We start from the raw sequence: 16677 nt of genomic DNA on the forward strand, positions 1-16677 counted from the left end.
GTCTGTGATCCAGAATGTTCACGCTGACCATCAATCAAACGGACAGCCGGCGCGACGGTGACCGGGTGCCGCAGCTGCTCAAGGACCTGCGGCACATCCCCGCGCGCCTCGATTTCGACCGCTCCGTTGAGGACGAGGTCCAGGGCATTGTTGAGTTCCCGCATCAGGCCGTGGAGGCAGCCCTGGTTGCCCTCCGCTGTGGCAGCTGGTTTGTGGGGATCGGCGTGGGACCGGTGAATGAGCCGCTGCCGAACCAGGTCAAGGACGCCACCGGACACGGACTCATCTATGCGCGCCGGGCGGTGGACCGGGCGCGGAACGGGAAGGAACGCGTTCCTGTTGCGGTTGACGGCCCCTTGGCCGACCTTGCTGCGGAAGCGGAGGCCGTCCTGAAGCTCCTCGGCCACATCGTGCATGACCGCAGCGCCGCTGAGTGGCGTGTGCTGGACCTGCTGACTCCCGGAGTGCGGGGCCAGCAGAAGGCCGTTGCCCAGGCGCTTGGCATCACCACGCAGGCCGTCAGCAAGGCTGTGGCAAGGGCGCAGTGGAACGAGGAACACGCAGCCCGCCCGGCGGCGGCGCGGCTCCTCCAGCTGATCCTCGAGGTGCGCTAAAGGAGGCTGCGGAGAATGTGCGCGGCGCCGTCGTCATGAACTGACATGGTGACCTCATCCGCGGCCGCAATCACTTCGTCGGGAGCCTGGCCCATGGCGACGCCACGGCCTGCCCATGTGAGCATCTCGATATCGTTGCGGCCGTCGCCGATCGCCACAGTGAGGTGCGACTCGATGCTCAGGTGCCCGCGGAGGTGCTCCAGGGCGCTGGCCTTCGTAACTCCCTCGGCTGCAATGTCCAGCCACGCGGTCCAGCCCACGGAATACGTGACGCCGGACAGCCCAATGTGCTTGATGGCTTCGTTGAACTCCTCGGACGTGTTTTCGGAGCTGAACACCACCACGCGCACTGCCGTGGCATCGAGCATGGTCTGGAAGTCCACGCCGATTGCTTCCACGCCGAAGCTTGCGTCCTGGAAGCGTTCAGTGGACAGGAAGTTGCCGTCCTCGTCCTCCAGCGCGTACTTGGCCATGGGAAGCCGCTTGCGGAGGGCACGGAGCGCCGGGCCGGGATCGAAGGTTGCCTTGCGGATGACCTCGTAGCCGTCGGGGTGGGCCGGATCCAGGCGGAGGGTCACGCCGCCGTTGCAGCACACCGCGTAGCCGGTCTCGATCCCGATCTGCTCAATGATGGGCAGGGTGGCATTCAGCGACCGGCCGGTGGCGATCAGGACCTCGTGGCCGGCTGCGACCACAGCCTGGGCCGCCTCACGCACGGGCACCGACATGTGGCCGTCGTGGTTGACCAGCGTGCCGTCCACGTCCAGGGCCACCATGAGCTTGGTGGAGTTGTTCTTGCCGTTGTTTCGCTGGTCATCGTTGCCAGCGACTGAGGTTTCAGTCAATGTTGTCATTCACCTAGTACAGCAGACGCCCCCGGACAGCCGCTAGGACGCACGCCACAGCCATTGTGAACTTGTGGTAAACACCCACAGCTTGTCCACATTGTGGGTGTTTACCGGCGTGTCACCCGGTTGGAACGGATAGCCGGACAAATCCCCGCCGTCCGGTCAATTCCCCGCGGCGTTCCCGGGGGAAGAGTCCACCTCGAGGGGAGTTGCTGTTACTTATCCACACCCATGCAGGCGCGTCTGGATGCGTCGGGATGGCCAGCCCAGCATGGGAGCATGGATTCCGCTTCCGCCTCCCTCATCCTTGCCAGCCGCCGGCGTGCCCTCACTGGAAGTAGCCGGAGCCTGAGCCGCGCGTATAGCAACGGCGAGTTGGTGCGGGTCAGGTTCGGCGTCTACTGCAGCAAGCCGGCATGGCTCGCGCTTAAAGCCTGGCAACGCTACGCGGCTACGGTGGCGGCGGTGGCGTGCAGTGATCCGTCGGCCGCATTCTGCTACCTCACCGCTCTTCGCCTATGGCGGTTGCCCCTCCCCCGGGTGCCTGAGCACATACACATCATCACGCAGTCACCGCAAAGGGCTGGCAGGCTCCCGGCAACCACCTGTGCTTCCAAGGATCCGAAGACCGGCCTCACCGGGCTGGAACAGGTGCGGGGCTACGGAATCTCCCGGCATCATTGGGCGGCTGACGTCGTGGAACACCGGGGCGTGGCAGTCACTTCGCTCGTCCAGACGGTTGTTGACTGCATCGTCCGAATGGAGCTGCCGGAGGCTGTGGCCGTTGTGGATGCGGTGCTGGGAAGCCGCCGCACTGACGGCGAGGGCCTCACCCGGAAGGATTTGAAGGACTGGTCGGACCAGCTCCCGTCGGCGGCCAAACGCCGGCGGGTCGTGGAAGTACTTGCCCTGGCCGATGAGGCATCAGAGTCCGTAGGTGAATCCCGGAGCAGGGCGCTCATCCACGTCCTCGGGCTTCCGGCGCCGGTCCTGCAGCACCCCTTCTACGATGACGAAGGCTTCATCGGGCGCACGGATTTCTTCTGGCCCGAACAACGCGTTATTGGGGAGTTCGACGGCGACGCAAAGTACCTCGACGACGCACTCCTCGGCGGCATGAGCACTCGCGAGGCCATCCTTGCCGAGAAGAAACGGGAAGACAGGCTGCGGGCGCTCGGTTACAAGGTGGTTCGCTGGGACTGGAAGACCGCAACCAACGCCGGGCTACTGCGTCGTAAGCTCGCGGCTGCGGGGATCAGGGGGCAGAAATCCCCGCCGCGTGGCCAAATCCCCCCGGCGTTACCCGGGGATTCGACCACGTGACGGGGATTTCTCAGCAAACCAGCAAAAGCTACAGGACGGGCAGCACTTCCAGTCCGCCGAGGTACTTCTGGAGCGCCCGGGGGACGTTCACCGAGCCGTCCTCGTTCTGGTGGTGCTCCAGGATGGCCACGATCCAGCGGGTGGTGGCCAGCGTGCCGTTCAGGGTGGCGACGGCGCGGGTTCCCTTGGGTGCGCCGTCCTCGTTCAGCACCCGCTCGCGGATGTTCAGGCGGCGGGCCTGGAACGTGGTGCAATTCGAGGTGGACGTGAGCTCGCGGTAGGCGCCCTGCGTGGGCACCCAGGCCTCGCAGTCGAACTTCCGGGCAGCAGAGTTGCCGAGGTCGCCGGCGGCGGTGTCGATGACGCGGTAAGGGAGCTCGCACTTGGCCAGCATCTCCTCTTCCCACGCGAGCAGGCGCTCATGCTCGGCAGCGGCTTCTTCCACTGTGGTGTAGATGAACATTTCCACCTTGTTGAACTGGTGGACCCGGATGATTCCGCGGGTGTCCTTGCCGTGTGAGCCGGCCTCGCGGCGGTAGCAGGAACTCTGGCCGGCATAGCGGATGGGGCCGGCGGAGAGGTCCAGGATCTCGTCCGCGTGGTACCCGGCCAGGGCAACTTCCGAGGTGCCCACCAGGTAAAGGTCGTCTTCGGCGAGGCGGTAGATCTCGGCGTCGTGCTTGACGTCGAATCCGGTGCCCTGCATCGTTTCCGGACGGACCAGCGTGGGGGTGATCATGGGGACGAAGCCCGCATCAATGGCCTGCTCCATGGCCATCTGCAGGAGGGCCATCTCCAGCCGGGCGCCCACGCCGCGGAGGAAGTAGAAGCGTGAACCCGATACCTTGGCGCCGCGCTCCATGTCGATGGCACCGATCAGCTCACCGATTTCCAGGTGGTCCTTCGGCTCGAAATCCGGGAACTCCCGGGGTTCGCCGACGGTCTTGACCACAACGTAGTCGTCCTCGCCGCCTTCCGGAACGCCGTCCACTATCAGGTTTGGGATGGCACGGAGGAGCTCCTCCTGCTGGGCCTGGGCGACGTCAGCCTCAGCCGATGCGGCCTTGACCGATGCGGCCAGCACCTTGACCTCTGCCAACAGGGCCTGCTTTTCCTCGCCCTTGGCCTGGGCCACCTTCTTGCCGAACGCGTTCTGCTCGGCGCGGAGGTTTTCGAAGCGGATCAAGGCCGCGCGCCGTGCCGCGTCTGCCGAGATGATCGCATCCACCACGGACTCGTCGGCGCCGCGGGCGCGCTGGCTGGCACGGAACTTGTCCGGATTTTCGCTGAGGTCTTTTACGTCGATCACCAGACAAGAGTATCGAATGCGCCCGCCATGACGCGGTGGCGCTGCACGTCGCCGCGGGATAGTCGCCGCGGGATAGTGTTGGAGCACCATGAACGATTGGCTGCTCTACCTCATCCTGGCTGCGGCCCTGGCTTTCGCGGTCTCCAGCTGGTGGGGCGTGCGGAGGCTGAAGGCACTGCATACTCGCAGTGCCGTCCAGGAGGACACGCACCATCCGGGCATGGTGCAACAAAAGGTGGCCGTGGTGATGAACCCGGTCAAGGCCAAGTCGGACGAGGCCCGTGCCCTGATCCAGCGCGCCTGCCTGTCCGCCGGATGGGAAGCCCCCGTCTTTTTCGAAACCACGGCCGAGGACCCCGGATATTCGCAGGCTGAGGCAGCACTCGCGAGCGGGGCCGACGTCGTCCTGGTGGGCGGCGGGGACGGCACCGTTCGCGTGGTGGCTGAGAAGCTGGCCCACACGAACGTACCCATGGGACTGATCCCGCTGGGTACCGGAAACCTGCTGGCCAGGAACATCCACCTGGACGTCAACGATGTCCACGGCAGCATCCAGACAGCACTCTTCGGACACCAGCGGCACATCGACACGGCCCGCATGGGCATCAGGAACTCGCGGACCGGCGCCTCGTCAGAGCACGCATTCCTGGTCATCGCCGGCATGGGCATGGATGCCGAAGTCGTCGGGGATACCAACGACGGGCTGAAAAAGGCCGTGGGCTGGCTCGCCTACACCGAGGCCGGCGTCAGGCACCTGCCCGGGCGCCGCAAAAAGGTTTCCATCGCCTTGGACGACCAGCCGGAACAGTCCCGGAAGATCCGCAGTGTGCTCTTCGCCAACTGCGGACTCATTCCCGGCGGCATCGACTTCATCCCGCAGGCAATGATCGACGACGGCATGCTGGACGTGGTGGTGATGAGCCCGCGCAGCGCCATCGGGTGGATCGCTATGTACACAAAGATCATGTTCAAGCACAAGCGGAACCTGCCGGTGATGAGCTACTACCGCTCCGGCAAGATCGTCATCAAATGCGCCGAGCCGGTGGCCACGCAGGTGGACGGCGATCCCTCCGGAGAGGCTACCGACGTCACCGTGCAGGTCCAGCCGGGCTCGCTGTTGGTTCGTGTTCCGGAAAGCAAAGGCGCCGAAACGCCCGCAGGGGAAGTGTCCTCCCCGAAGCAGTAGGCCGGACTCAGGCGCTGGCCTTTTTCTCCTCCGCCTCGGCTGCGGCTTTTGCCGCCGCGCGGGCTTCGGACTGCTCGCGGATCATGGCTTGCTCCTCTTCGAAGCGCAGGCGATCCGCCCTGTCGGCGTCGTCGCCGTCCCAATCCTGGTTATCCGCAGTGGGCTTGGGATTGACAATCATTCCCTGGCCGTCGTTGTCGCTGCTGGATCCTGACATGACCCGCTCCTTCCGGTAGAGGTCTCCCCAATGGATCAGGCAAGCATACGCACTGCCGTGCAGGCGGGGAAGTACCCGGAAGGGCATTTGCCTAAGCTGTGGGCGAACCTTGCGGGGCATGAACAGGCTCGGTCGATGCCCCTTTCAGTATTCCCGATACCCATTCATGTGCGGCGTGGAATGCTTCGTCGGAGGTGTGCGGCGCCACCTCCGGACTCTGCGCGTCGGCCCGCGGGTAGGAGCCCAGGAAGCGCGTGGCCGGACTGATCCGGTGCAACCCGGCCAGCGCATCGGACACGCGGGCGTCCTCCATGTGGCCGTCGGCGTCGATGCTGAAGAAGTAGTGGCCAAGGTACTGCCCGGTTGGGCGTGATTCGATGCGGCTCAGGTTCACGCCCCGGGTGGCGAACTGGTCCAGGATTTCCATCAGCGCACCGGGCCGGTCCTCCGGCAGCGGAACCACCACGGTGGTCTTGTCCGCGCCAGTGCGGTGCGGCAGCGCACCGGGCCGGCTGACCAGCACAAAGCGCGTCACCGCCCCGGGATTGTCCCCGATGTTCTCGGCCAGCACCCGGAGTCCGGGCTGCTCGGTGGCCACGATCGGGGCGCAGATGGCGGCGTCGTAGTGGGCTCCCTCTTCGTCCAGCAGCCCCATGGCGCCGGCCGCGGTGGAGGACGACGGGATATATTCCACATCGGGCATGTTGGCTTCCACCCAGAGCCGGCATTGCGCCCAGGCGTGGCCGTGCGTGGAGATCCGGCGGATATCCGGGATTTCCACGCCGGGGCGGGCAACCAGGACGAAGCTGATGGGCACCAGCGCTTCGCGGACGATCCTCAGTTCCTGGCCGGAGGCGATGGCGTCCAGCGTTGCGGTAACCCCGCCCTCCACGGAATTCTCGATGGGCACCATGGCAGCATCCGCGGATCCGTTCCGGACCTTGTCGAGTGCGGTGTTCACGTTGGAGGACGGGATGCGGACGGCTTCAGCGGCGCCCGGCACCTGCATCAGCGCGGCCTCGGTGAACGTGCCCTCCGGGCCGAGGAAGGTGTAGGTGACGGGCATCGCGGGCATGGACTGTCCTTCTCAGATAACTTCAAGGCCGCCCGGGGGGCGGCAAGGGCCAGGGCGGTCGGCTAGGGCCCGGGCGGGCGGCTAGGGCCCGGCAGGCGAACGGGGCACGATTTAGAGGATGACGGGCTTGAGGCCGTTGTCCGAAACAAGCGGCAGGCCCGATTCGAGCCACTGGTCCATTCCGCCGGCAACGTTATGGGCCGTATAGCCCTGCCCCACGAGCCACTGGGCCGCTCGGAAGGAACGGCCGCCGGTGCGGCAGATGACGTACAGGTCCTCGTCCGGATCCAGCTCGCCGAGCCGGGCCGGCAGCTGGTCAAGTGGAATGTGCAGGGCACCTTCGGCGTGCCCGGCCGACCACTCGTAGTCTTCCCGGACGTCAAGGATCTTGGCGTCCGCCGGAACGTCGGTCACGGTCACAGTTTCGAAGTCGCTCATGGGTGTCCTCTCCGGAAAATGAAGGTCTACCTCCAGCGTAGCCTCCGCCCGGGCGGCCATCCCGAATCCGGGGCACGTTACGCTTCAAGGGGACCGCAAGGGAGGAACGTTGATGACAGCCCAACAGCCAACCATCCTGGCAACATCCGGCGGCTACAAAGCCGGGTCGCGTTCACGCCTGGAGTTTGACGCATTGCTGCACCACGCCGTCGAACTTTCCGGCGTTACCGGGCGGGCGCCGCGCGTCACGCATATCGGCACTGCAGCGGGCGACCAGCGCTGGTTCAACGCGGAGATGGACCAGGCGGCGAGAATCGCGGGCTTCGATTTCAGCCACCTCAACCTTTTCACCATGCCCAGCATCGACGATCCGGAAGCGCACCTCCTGGAGCAGGACGTGGTGTGGGTCAACGGCGGGTCGGTGGTGAACCTGCTGGCCGTGTGGCGGGCGCACGGCCTCGACCGAATCCTGCGGCGGGTGTGGGAACGCGGAGTGGTCCTCGCCGGGGTCTCGGCGGGGTCCATCTGCTGGTACCAGGGCGGCACCACGGATTCGTTCGGACCGCAGCTGCGTCCCGTGACAAACGCCCTGGGCTTCCTGCCCTATGCGAACGGCGTGCACTATGACTCCGAGGACCAACGCCGCCCGCTGGTGCACCGGCTCGTGGCAGACGGCACGCTGGGCGAAACACACTGCACGGACGACGGCGCGGGGCTGGTCTACTTCGGGACGGACCTTGTGGAGGCGGTCACCGAAGTGCGCGGCAAGTCCGCGTACCGCGTCACCCGCCAAGTGGAAGGTGACGCCGCTACCGTGGCCGAAGAGCGGCTGGAGGCCCGCTTCCTTGGCTGAAATCCACGAATTATCCGCGGTGGCGCTCCGCGATGCGCTCCACTCGGGCGGGCTCTCCGCGCGGGAGGTGACGGAGCACTTCCTTGCCAGGATAACGGCACGCAATCCCGGCCTCGGCGCGTTCATCACTGTCACTGCGGAACAGGCGCTGGCCGATGCCGCGGCCGCCGATGCGCTGTACTCCCGCCCGCCGCATTCCCGCCTGCCGGAGCTCCCGCAACTGCACGGCATGCCGGTGGCCTTTAAGGACCTGACCGATGTAGCGGGCGTGGTGACTACCCACGGCAGCGCCGCTCTGGACCGCAAGCCGGCAACCGTGGACGGTGCCCTGGCGGCGGTATTGAAGGGTGCCGGCGCCATCTCTTTGGGCAAGACCCAGGTTCCGGAGTTCGGCCTGACGGCCTACAGCGAAAACCTGATCGCACCGCCGTCGCGGAATCCGCATGCGTTGAGCCGCAGCTCGGGCGGCTCCTCGGGCGGCAGCGCCGCAGCCGTTGCGGCCGGCCTGGTCCCGTTCGCTCCCGGGTCCGACGGCGGCGGCTCCGTCCGGATCCCGGCGGCGGCGTGCGGGCTGGTGGGCCTGAAGCCGGGGCGCGGCCTCGTCCCGGCCGGCGAAAGCACCGGAGATCCCGCCCGGCTGGTGGTGGCCGGCCCGCTGGCGCGGTCGGCGGGGGACGCCGCATTGATGCTTGACGCCCTGGTGTCCGCGCCGGGAGCCGGCTCCGGCCAGTACCTCACATCCCTGTCCCGGCCGCCGCGCCGGCTGCGGATCGGCGTGAGCCTGGACAGCCCCTGGCAGGCAATCTTTCCGTTTATGCCGGACCAGGAAGCCATGGACGCGCTCAAGGAAGGCGTCCGCCTGCTCGAAGCGGCGGGACATTCCACCGCCGAAGCGGCCATCCGGTATGACAACCGCTACCCGGATGCGTTCACGACGGCGTGGACGGCCGGCGTCGGGAGCGCCCGGATTGCGCCGCAGCGCGAAGCGCTGCTGACCCCGCTCACGCGCACGTTCCGGCGTCGCGCGCAGCAAAGGAGTGCGTCGAAACTCAACGAGGCCCTGGGCTTCCTGCGGCAGTTCGAGCGCGACACAGTCTCCCAGTACGCCCAGTGGGACCTCATGCTGACGCCGGCACTGGCCCAGACACCGCGTCCCGTGGGCTGGTTCACGGGAGCCTCCCACGGGGACGGCTACTGGCCCGCCTCGGAATGGGCCGGCGACGCCGACGGCGATTACCGGAAGCAATGCGAATTCGCTCCGTGGTCCAGCATGGTCAATGTGTGCGGCCTGCCCGCCATCAGCATCCCCGTGCACTGGACGGAAGGCTCGCCCGGCGCCGGCCTGCCCATGGGGATCCAGCTGGTGGGGCCGATCGGATCCGAGGCGCTGCTGCTGCAAGTGGCGGCGCAGATCGGGTTCTAACCGGAGCGTCCGGCCAGCGAGTCCGCCTTGATTCCTCCCTGCGGGAATGTGACAATCACGCACCGCAGTGCCACTCTTAAGTAAATGAGCACCACTCATTTATCCGATCGCCCCGCCACGACGCCGGGCGACACGTCATTTTTCGGCCACCCAAAGATGCTGGCCAGCCTCTTCTCCGTGGAAATGTGGGAGCGCTTCTCCTTCTACGGAATGCAGGGCATCCTCCTCTACTACATGTACTTCACGGCCGCCCAGGGCGGCCTGGAAATCGAGCAGGGCCTGGCCGCCGGCCTGGTGGGCGCCTACGGCGGCGGAGTCTACCTCTCGACCATCCTCGGCGCGTGGCTCGCTGACCGGCTCTTCGGTTCGGAACGCGTCCTGTTCGGCTCGGCCGTCCTGATCATGGCCGGCCACATTGCCCTGGCCCTGGTGCCCGGCATCCCGGGACTCATTGCCGGCCTGGTGCTGGTGGGGGTCGGCTCCGGCGGCCTGAAAGCCAACGCCACCGCGCTGGTGGGCACCCTGTACGGGGAGAAGGACGAGCGCCGCGACGCCGGCTTCTCCATCTTCTACATGGGCATCAACGCCGGCGCGCTGATCGGCCCGCTGGTCACCGGCTGGCTGCAGGAAAGCCAGGGGTTCCACTGGGGCTTTGGCGCCGCCGCCGCCGGCATGGCCCTTGGGCTTGGCATCTACGCGCTTGGGCGCAGGAAACTTCCCGACGAGGCGCACCGCGTGCCCAACCCGCTCCCGGCAAACCAGCGCACCCGGTACGGGCTGATCTTCCTGGGCATTGCCGCCGCGGTGGCGGTCCTCCTGGCCACCGGGGCGGTCAACGCGGAAAACCTGGCCATGTCTATGGCCTACGCGGCCATCGGCGCTTCCCTGCTGTATTTCGGCCTGATCTTCTCCAGCAGGAAGGTCAATGGGACCGAACGCAAGCGGGTGGTGGCCTTTATCCCGCTGTACGTCGCCTCCGCGGCGTTCTGGGCGCTCTTCCAGCAGCAGTTCACGTTTATTGCCGTGTACTCGGAGGAGAAACTGGACCGGAACGTGTTCGGCTGGGAAATGCCGGCAGCCTGGGTGCAGTCCATCAATCCGGTGTTCATCATCATCTTCGCGGGCATCATGGCAGCCCTGTGGACCCGCCTCGGCAACAGGCAGCCGGGCTCGGCCCTGAAGTTCTCCATCGGCCTGTTCGTGATGGGGCTCGCCTTCCTGGCCTTCATCCCGCTGGCCGGCAGCGGCAAGACGCCCCTCCTGGCCTTGGTCGGCATCCTGCTGCTCTTCACCCTGGCTGAGCTCTTCCTCTCCCCCATCGGGCTGTCCGTCACCACCAAACTGGCCCCGCAGGCATTCCACACGCAGATGGTGGCCCTGTTCTTCCTCTCGGTTTCCCTCGGCACCACACTGGCGGGCATCCTGTCCGGGCTGTACAACCCCGACGACGAACTGCCGTACTTCATCGGCATCGGCGGCACCGCCATGGTGCTCGCCGTCGGCCTCGCGGCAGCCTCGCCGGCCATCAGGAAGCTCATGGGCGGCGTACGCTGAGCCGATGAGCCGCCGTCGCCCGCCGTCGAAAGGTCCGGTGGAGTCCTGCAGCCAGCCGGACCTTTCAGTAGCCGTAGCTGTTGGCTGCGGCGAAGATCGCCGCCACGGCGAACGTGAGCACAATCGCCGTAAGCGCCAGGCCGAGGTAGCCAAGGACCAGGCCGGCAATGGCGAGCCCGCGGCCTGCGGGTTCCCGGAGCAGTGCCAGATGGCCCAGGACCACGGCGGCAATCTGCGGCAGGATGAAAAGACCCAGCCCGAGGAACACCGCGATGCCGCAGCACAGGCTCGCGATGCTGAGTCCCTTGGGCTCGGGCGGCGCGCCGTAGTAGGAGGGCTGCCCGTAGGCGGTGCCGTACGGTCCGGGCTGCTGGCCGTAAGCCGGCGGCTGGCCATAGGCTGGCGGCTGGCCATACGGTCCGGGAGGCACTGGCTGTGACCCTTGCGGTGGAATATACGACGGCGGCTGGTAGCCCTCGGGCGTCCCCTCATCACCGGAGGCAGGCTGGTTCGTCATGGGAAATCCCCTTTTTGGTGGCTAACCCAGCCTATCAACGCGCCGCCCGGAGGTGGGCGGCCGTGATAGACCCGTGACCCTCCAGCTGAGAAGCCAGCCAGCGGACGACTACCGGGCCCAGAGCGGCACCGACAGTGAGAACACCACGACCCCCAGGAGCAGCAGGGTCCATAAACCGGCCGCCAACTGTCGCCCGCGGTCCTGTGCAGATCTCCCCATGTGCAGGGAGACGGGGCCGCCTGTGACGTTGCCGGCCGCTGAGCCGTGATAGCGGCTGGGAAGCGGCGGCGGATACACCGCACCCTGGTTCGAGCGGGTGGGGACATGAGGGTAGTTTCGCGCTCCGGGTGACTGCGGCTGGGTCAATTGTTGTCCCAGCCGAGAATAAAGGCCGACCACCGTCGGCGGGTCAAGTACTGCCGGGAGTGCCGCCACCCGCGCAACTACGTGGTTGATGCCCAGCACAGCGACACCGGAGCCCGTCACGTCGGCGAAGTCCGGCTGGCCGGTCAGGCAGATGATGGAGCGGACCAGGTGGCGGTGGGGCGCGTCGAGCAGCGCAGCCACGGCTGCCGCCTGCCCCAGGGCGCCCTCCACTCCCGGGTTGCGTGAATAGGCGTTCTGCCTGAGGACGCCGTCCCGGACTTCAACGTTGCCGGACCACGTCTTGGCATCCACCACCACAACTCCTCCGGGCCCCACCAGCACGTGGTCAAGACTAGCCAGCGGCCGCCCGGGCCAGTGAACGTCGTGCAGCAGGAACCAGCCCTGCGGGGTCAGTTCGCCCAGCCGGTTCGCGGTAAGGCGCCCCCCCTCCGTGCCGGCACCCCACGGTTCGGCGGCGCGCTCGGGATGGTCCAGCCGGCGCTTGAGCCGAGCGATGCGCTCTGCGGCCAGCCGTGACTGCTCTGACGCTCCGTCGCCTGCTGCCATGAACTGACCTCCCCTTGGATTCGCCGCAACCGGGTACGCCGCAACTGGATTCACTGCAACGCTGACGGCGGCGGAGGGCACCGCCGTCGTAATTTGTTTAGAAAATTAGCAGCCTGCGGACAGCCGGTATATAGGTAGTTTTGGCGCCACTACTCGCTTTTCTGCGGCGAATTACTGCCCCTTAATAAATGCAAAAGGCAATAAATTGGTAAATGCCGGATGAAATTCGGCGTCATAGGGGCCGGATTCCGGACAAACCGTGTTGTGCCCCGCTGTCGTCTGGCATGCTGGTGCCATGGCTAGCCGCGCGGGCACAGTTGCCCAACCCCAAGACCTTGTTGACCTCACTGCGCTCCTGGATGCGTACTACGATGTTTCCCCCGATCTGAGCGATCCGGGCCAGCGCGTTGCGTTCGGCACCTCCGGGCACCGGGGGTCCAGCCTGAAGGCTTCGTTCAATGAGCCCCACATCGTGGCCATCACCCAGGCGATCGTGGAATACCGTGCCGGGCAGGGCATCACCGGCCCGCTGTACATGGCAAAAGACACGCACGGCCTCAGCGAACCGGCCCAAAATTCCGCGCTCGAAGTCCTGGCAGCCAACGGCGTGAATGTGCTGATCGACGCCCGCCACGGCTACACGCCGACTCCTGCGCTGAGCCACGCCATCCTGACCCACAACCGGAACGCCCCTGCCGGCGCACCGCAGGCGGACGGCATCGTGGTCACTCCGAGCCACAACCCGCCCGGTGACGGCGGCTTCAAGTACAACCCGCCGCACGGCGGACCTGCGGACACTGACGCCACCGGCTGGATCGCCAACCGGGCCAACGAACTCCTGGAAAACGGGCTCCGCGGCGTCAAGCGCATCCCGGTTGCGGATGCCCTGGCAGCTGAGACAACCGGGAAGTTCGACTTCCTGAGCAGCTACGTGGACGACCTCCCGTCCGTGCTGGACCTGAACGCCATCCGCGAGGCCGGCGTCCGGATCGGCGCCGACCCCATGGGCGGCGCTTCGGTGGACTACTGGGGGGAGATCGGGGAGCGCCACCACCTGAACCTCACAGTGGTGAATCCCACTGTTGATCCGCAGTGGGCCTTTATGACCCTGGACTGGGACGAGAAGATCCGGATGGACTGCTCCTCGCCGTCCGCCATGGCCTCGCTGATCAACCGGATGTCTGTTGGTGCGGACGGGTCCGCACCCTTCGATGTCGCCACGGGCAACGACGCCGACGCCGACCGCCACGGCATCGTCACACCGGACGGCGGGCTGATGAACCCGAACCACTACCTCGCCGTCGCCATCGATTACCTTTACCGCCACCGTAAGGGGTGGAACCCGGAGTCGGTGATCGGCAAGACCCTCGTGTCCTCCTCCATCATCGACCGCGTGGCCGAGAGCCTGGGCCGCAAACTCGTTGAGGTTCCCGTGGGCTTCAAGTGGTTCGTTCCCGGACTGCTGTCCGGCGAAGGCGCGTTCGGCGGCGAGGAATCCGCCGGTGCGTCCTTCAACAAGATGGACGGCAGCGTGTGGACCACGGACAAGGACGGCATCCTGCTGGCCCTGCTGGCCTCGGAGATCACGGCCGTCACAGGCAAGTCTCCTTCGCAGCTTTACAAGGGCCTCACCGACCAGTTCGGCGATCCCGTGTACGCCCGGATCGACGCCGCCGCCACGCGCGAGCAGAAGGCAGCGCTCGGCAAGCTGTCGCCGTCGGACGTCACCGCCACCGAACTCGCCGGCGAGACGATCACGGCCAAGCTCACCGAGGCTCCGGGCAACGGCGCATCGATCGGCGGCCTGAAGGTGGTCACCGAGAATGCGTGGTTCGCCGCCCGCCCGTCCGGCACCGAGGACGTCTACAAGATCTACGCAGAGTCCTTCAAGGGCGCCGAGCACCTCAAGGAGGTCCAGGCCGAAGCCAAGGCACTGGTTGACGGGGTTATCGCCTGACCCGACGCTCTCTCACTTAATGCCGGAAAAACAGCGACGCTCTCTCACTTAATGCCGGAAAAACAGCGATGCTCTCTCACTTTCTTTAGAAAAGTGAGAGAGCATCGCTGTTAAATGTGCAGTAAGTGAGAGAGCGTCGCTGCTTAACGTGCATTAAGTGAGAGAGGGTCAGACGGTGCGTACGACGCCTAGACCGTGCGTACGACGTCCGCGTAAGCGAACTTCGGCTTCGCTTCGCCCCAGGCGTCCGGACCGGGCTGGCCGATGTTGACCACCAGGAAGCTCTTCTGGTCCCCGGCGGGGAAGAACGCCGCATCAATGGCGGAAAAGTCAGCGCCGGTCATGGGGCCGGCGGAGAACCCGAGGGAGCGGACCGCCAGGATGAAGTAGCCGGCCTGGAGGTGTGCGTTGTTGTTGCCCGTGCTGGCCGCGAGATCCGGCGACGCATCGTACATGGCCTTGGGGGCGTTGTAGCCGGGCAGGAAGTTGTCCCACTGATCCTGCCAGGCGGTGTCGTAGCTGAGGACCGCGACCAGCGGAGCGGAAGCGGTCTTGGCGCGGTTACCCGCCGAGAGGGTCTCCACGAGCTGTGCGCGGGCTTCATCGGAGCGGACGTAGGTCACGCGGAGCGGCTGGGAGTTGAAAGCCGTGGGGCCGAACTTGGTCAGTTCGTAAATGGCGCGGGCCTGCTCATCCGTGACCTCACCGGTGAAGGCGTTGGCCGTACGGGCTTCAGCGAAAATCGCATCCACTGCGGCTGCGTCGATCACTGCTTCTTCATGGGCAATTGTCATCTGCATACCTTTCGAGGGGCCCGCTCACCCGGAGGCGGCCGGCGGTTCTGGTTTCTATAGTTGCAACTTCAAGCGAATAGTTCCTCTTCCCGTGACTGCGCGTGACGTTCCCCACGCCGCGGGAACGGGTGCCTGCCTGTACGCCTGCCGGCCGGGGCGCGCCGCACGGCCTGCGCGGTAATGTTGCTCCGGAAGATTCCTTCCCCCTCCCGACACATACTTCTTTGAAAGGCTCCCGGCCATGAGCATGCTTGGTACCAAATGGAAGCTTCACGGCAACGGAAAGTCGGTCCGCCCCGGCGAGGTGGTGGCCCCCGGTGAACGCCTAACCTGGCCGCTGACCATCGGAGTGGGGATGCAGCACGTGGTGGCCATGTTCGGTGCCACGTTCCTGGTGCCCATCATCACCGGCATGCCGCCGGCCACCACGCTGTTCTTCTCCGGCATCGGAACGCTGCTCTTCCTGGTGATCACGCAGGGCCGGGTGCCCAGCTACCTCGGCTCAAGCTTTGCGTTCATCGCCCCCATCATGGCCTCGCAGCAGCAGTTCGGTGTTCCCGGCGCGCTGGGCGGAGTGGTGCTCGCCGGCGCCGGGCTGGCCGTCATCGGCGCCGTGGTGCAGAAATTCGGAGCCGGCTGGATCAACCGGCTCATGCCGCCCATTGTCACCGGAGCCATCGTGGCCCTGATCGGACTGAACCTCGCCCCGGCAGCAAAAAACAACTTCGATGCCGCCCCTGTCACCGCGGTGATCACCCTGGCCACCATCATCCTGGTCAGCGTGCTGTTCAAAGGCATCCTGGGCCGCCTCAGCATCCTGGTGGGCGTGGTGGCGGGTTACCTGGTGGCCATGATCCGCGGTGAGGTGGACTACTCCAAGATGGACTCAGCGGCCTGGGTGGGCCTGCCGCAGTTCCAGACGCCAGAATTCCACCTGGGTGTCGTGGGGCTCTTTGTCCCCGTGGTGCTTGTGCTGGTGGCCGAAAACATCGGCCACGTGAAATCCGTCTCCGCCATGACCGGCCAGAACCTCGACGGCGTCTCCGGCCGTGCCCTGATGGCGGACGGCGCCGCCACCGTGCTGGCCGGCTTCGGCGGCGGTTCGGGAACCACCACCTACGCCGAGAATATTGGTGTCATGGCCGCCACGAAGGTGTACTCGACGGCCGCCTACTGGGTGGCTGGCATCTTCGCGATCATCCTCAGCTTCTCGCCCAAATTCGGCGAACTGATCGCCACGGTTCCCGCCGGAGTGCTGGGCGGTGCGGCCACCATGCTGTACGGCATGATCGGCGTCCTGGGCGTCAAGATCTGGGTCCAGAACAAGGTCAACTTCTCCAACCCGGTTAACCTGACCACCGCCGCGGTGGCCTTGATCATCGGGATCGCCGACTACACCTGGACCATCGGCGAACTGACGTTCACCGGCATCGCCCTGGGCTCCGCCGCCGCATTGGTCATCTACCACGGCATGACGGCGATCGCGAAGGCCCGCGGGAGCGTGGCTGAACCGGAGACCGAGCAGGCGGGCCTGCCCCCGGCAGCCAAGGCCGCCATTAACGCCGCCAAGCGGACTCCGAAAAAGCGGCGGTAACCGACGGCGGGCGGGCGGCTTTCATAAGCCGCCCGCCCGTCA

16 protein-coding genes are annotated in these 16677 nt (G+C 66.2%); 8 read left to right on the top strand and 8 right to left on the bottom strand.

Annotation, left to right across the window (positions count from 1 at the left end; genetic code table 11):
- Window positions 1-14 precede the first annotated feature (14 nt).
- Window positions 15-614 (top strand): hypothetical protein, encoded by a 600-nt coding sequence (locus RW112_RS08600; protein ID WP_317781338.1) that lies wholly within the window; start codon window positions 15-17, stop codon window positions 612-614.
- On the opposite strand, the gene RW112_RS08605 is transcribed toward RW112_RS08600, so the two are convergent.
- Window positions 611-1468 (bottom strand): HAD family hydrolase, encoded by an 858-nt coding sequence (locus RW112_RS08605; RefSeq protein WP_317781339.1) that lies wholly within the window; start codon window positions 1466-1468, stop codon window positions 611-613. The two genes, RW112_RS08600 and RW112_RS08605, sit on opposite strands and share 4 nt — an antisense overlap.
- A gap of 273 nt (window positions 1469-1741) precedes the next feature.
- Between RW112_RS08605 and RW112_RS08610 the strand changes: the two genes are divergently transcribed.
- Complete coding sequence (locus tag RW112_RS08610; RefSeq protein WP_317781340.1) at window positions 1742-2785, top strand: hypothetical protein; 1044 nt, start codon at window positions 1742-1744, stop codon at window positions 2783-2785.
- A 28-nt stretch (window positions 2786-2813) separates the two neighbouring features.
- Here RW112_RS08610 and serS read toward each other — a convergent pair whose 3' ends face one another.
- On the bottom strand, window positions 2814-4094 hold the full coding sequence (gene serS / locus RW112_RS08615) for a serine--tRNA ligase (RefSeq protein ID WP_305943082.1): 1281 nt from the start codon (window positions 4092-4094) through the stop codon (window positions 2814-2816).
- An 88-nt stretch (window positions 4095-4182) separates the two neighbouring features.
- Here serS and RW112_RS08620 point away from each other — a divergent pair, with 88 nt between their 5' ends.
- Entirely contained in the window at window positions 4183-5280 is a 1098-nt protein-coding gene (locus tag RW112_RS08620; protein WP_317781341.1) for a diacylglycerol/lipid kinase family protein, read from the top strand.
- A gap of 7 nt (window positions 5281-5287) precedes the next feature.
- Here RW112_RS08620 and RW112_RS08625 read toward each other — a convergent pair whose 3' ends face one another.
- From RW112_RS08625 to RW112_RS08635, 3 genes are all read right to left on the bottom strand, one after another.
- Window positions 5288-5497, bottom strand: a complete 210-nt coding sequence (locus tag RW112_RS08625) for a hypothetical protein (RefSeq protein ID WP_043429215.1) — start codon at window positions 5495-5497, stop codon at window positions 5288-5290.
- A gap of 91 nt (window positions 5498-5588) precedes the next feature.
- Complete coding sequence (gene pheA, locus RW112_RS08630; protein ID WP_317781342.1) at window positions 5589-6572, bottom strand: prephenate dehydratase; 984 nt, start codon at window positions 6570-6572, stop codon at window positions 5589-5591.
- Window positions 6573-6683: 111 nt separating this feature from the next.
- Entirely contained in the window at window positions 6684-7010 is a 327-nt protein-coding gene (locus RW112_RS08635) for a rhodanese-like domain-containing protein (protein WP_317781343.1), read from the bottom strand.
- A gap of 112 nt (window positions 7011-7122) precedes the next feature.
- On the opposite strand from RW112_RS08635, the gene RW112_RS08640 reads away from it, so the two are divergent.
- From RW112_RS08640 to RW112_RS08650, 3 genes are all read left to right on the top strand, one after another.
- Window positions 7123-7863: a peptidase E gene (locus tag RW112_RS08640; RefSeq protein ID WP_317781344.1), complete on the top strand. Its 741-nt coding sequence runs from the start codon at window positions 7123-7125 to the stop codon at window positions 7861-7863.
- Window positions 7856-9286, top strand: coding sequence for an amidase (locus RW112_RS08645; protein WP_317781345.1), 1431 nt, complete (start codon window positions 7856-7858; stop codon window positions 9284-9286). The genes RW112_RS08640 and RW112_RS08645 overlap by 8 nt, the downstream gene beginning before the upstream one ends.
- Window positions 9287-9370: 84 nt before the next feature.
- Window positions 9371-10840 carry an oligopeptide:H+ symporter gene (locus tag RW112_RS08650; RefSeq protein WP_317781346.1) on the top strand — a complete coding sequence of 490 codons (1470 nt, stop codon included), beginning with the start codon at window positions 9371-9373 and terminating at the stop codon, window positions 10838-10840.
- A 64-nt stretch (window positions 10841-10904) separates the two neighbouring features.
- On the opposite strand, the gene RW112_RS08655 is transcribed toward RW112_RS08650, so the two are convergent.
- Both RW112_RS08655 and RW112_RS08660 read right to left on the bottom strand, forming a co-directional pair.
- A complete protein-coding gene (locus tag RW112_RS08655) occupies window positions 10905-11357 on the bottom strand; it encodes a DUF4190 domain-containing protein (protein ID WP_317781347.1) in 453 nt (150 codons plus the stop codon).
- 108 nt (window positions 11358-11465) lie between these two features.
- Window positions 11466-12290, bottom strand: a complete 825-nt coding sequence (locus RW112_RS08660) for an NERD domain-containing protein (protein ID WP_317781348.1) — start codon at window positions 12288-12290, stop codon at window positions 11466-11468.
- A gap of 295 nt (window positions 12291-12585) precedes the next feature.
- On the opposite strand from RW112_RS08660, the gene pgm reads away from it, so the two are divergent.
- A complete protein-coding gene (gene pgm / locus RW112_RS08665; RefSeq protein ID WP_317781349.1) occupies window positions 12586-14247 on the top strand; it encodes a phosphoglucomutase (alpha-D-glucose-1,6-bisphosphate-dependent) in 1662 nt (553 codons plus the stop codon).
- 188 nt (window positions 14248-14435) lie between these two features.
- Here pgm and RW112_RS08670 read toward each other — a convergent pair whose 3' ends face one another.
- Window positions 14436-15041 (bottom strand): malonic semialdehyde reductase, encoded by a 606-nt coding sequence (locus RW112_RS08670; RefSeq protein ID WP_317781350.1) that lies wholly within the window; start codon window positions 15039-15041, stop codon window positions 14436-14438.
- Window positions 15042-15282: 241 nt separating this feature from the next.
- Between RW112_RS08670 and RW112_RS08675 the strand changes: the two genes are divergently transcribed.
- Window positions 15283-16635, top strand: a complete 1353-nt coding sequence (locus RW112_RS08675; RefSeq protein ID WP_317781351.1) for a uracil-xanthine permease family protein — start codon at window positions 15283-15285, stop codon at window positions 16633-16635.
- Window positions 16636-16677 lie beyond the last annotated feature (42 nt).

Origin of the sequence: Arthrobacter sp. B10-11, from assembly GCF_033142195.1 — a bacterium.
GTDB lineage: Bacteria > Actinomycetota > Actinomycetes > Actinomycetales > Micrococcaceae > Arthrobacter > Arthrobacter oryzae_C.

Excerpts from the sequence above, each read along its gene's own strand:
- RW112_RS08620 (WP_317781341.1), top strand. The coding sequence starts at position 4,183 with ATGAACGATTGGCTGCTCTACCTCATCCTGGCTGCGGCCCTGGCTTTC.
- RW112_RS08660 (WP_317781348.1), bottom strand. The coding sequence starts at position 12,290 with ATGGCAGCAGGCGACGGAGCGTCAGAGCAGTCACGGCTGGCCGCAGAG.
- RW112_RS08655 (WP_317781347.1), bottom strand. The coding sequence starts at position 11,357 with ATGACGAACCAGCCTGCCTCCGGTGATGAGGGGACGCCCGAGGGCTAC.
- RW112_RS08640 (WP_317781344.1), top strand. The coding sequence starts at position 7,123 with ATGACAGCCCAACAGCCAACCATCCTGGCAACATCCGGCGGCTACAAA.
- pgm (WP_317781349.1), top strand. The coding sequence starts at position 12,586 with ATGGCTAGCCGCGCGGGCACAGTTGCCCAACCCCAAGACCTTGTTGAC.
- RW112_RS08635 (WP_317781343.1), bottom strand. The coding sequence starts at position 7,010 with ATGAGCGACTTCGAAACTGTGACCGTGACCGACGTTCCGGCGGACGCC.
- RW112_RS08610 (WP_317781340.1), top strand. The coding sequence starts at position 1,742 with ATGGATTCCGCTTCCGCCTCCCTCATCCTTGCCAGCCGCCGGCGTGCC.
- RW112_RS08675 (WP_317781351.1), top strand. The coding sequence starts at position 15,283 with ATGAGCATGCTTGGTACCAAATGGAAGCTTCACGGCAACGGAAAGTCG.
- pheA (WP_317781342.1), bottom strand. The coding sequence starts at position 6,572 with ATGCCCGCGATGCCCGTCACCTACACCTTCCTCGGCCCGGAGGGCACG.
- RW112_RS08605 (WP_317781339.1), bottom strand. The coding sequence starts at position 1,468 with ATGACAACATTGACTGAAACCTCAGTCGCTGGCAACGATGACCAGCGA.
- RW112_RS08670 (WP_317781350.1), bottom strand. The coding sequence starts at position 15,041 with ATGACAATTGCCCATGAAGAAGCAGTGATCGACGCAGCCGCAGTGGAT.
- RW112_RS08650 (WP_317781346.1), top strand. The coding sequence starts at position 9,371 with ATGAGCACCACTCATTTATCCGATCGCCCCGCCACGACGCCGGGCGAC.
- RW112_RS08625 (WP_043429215.1), bottom strand. The coding sequence starts at position 5,497 with ATGTCAGGATCCAGCAGCGACAACGACGGCCAGGGAATGATTGTCAAT.
- RW112_RS08600 (WP_317781338.1), top strand. The coding sequence starts at position 15 with ATGTTCACGCTGACCATCAATCAAACGGACAGCCGGCGCGACGGTGAC.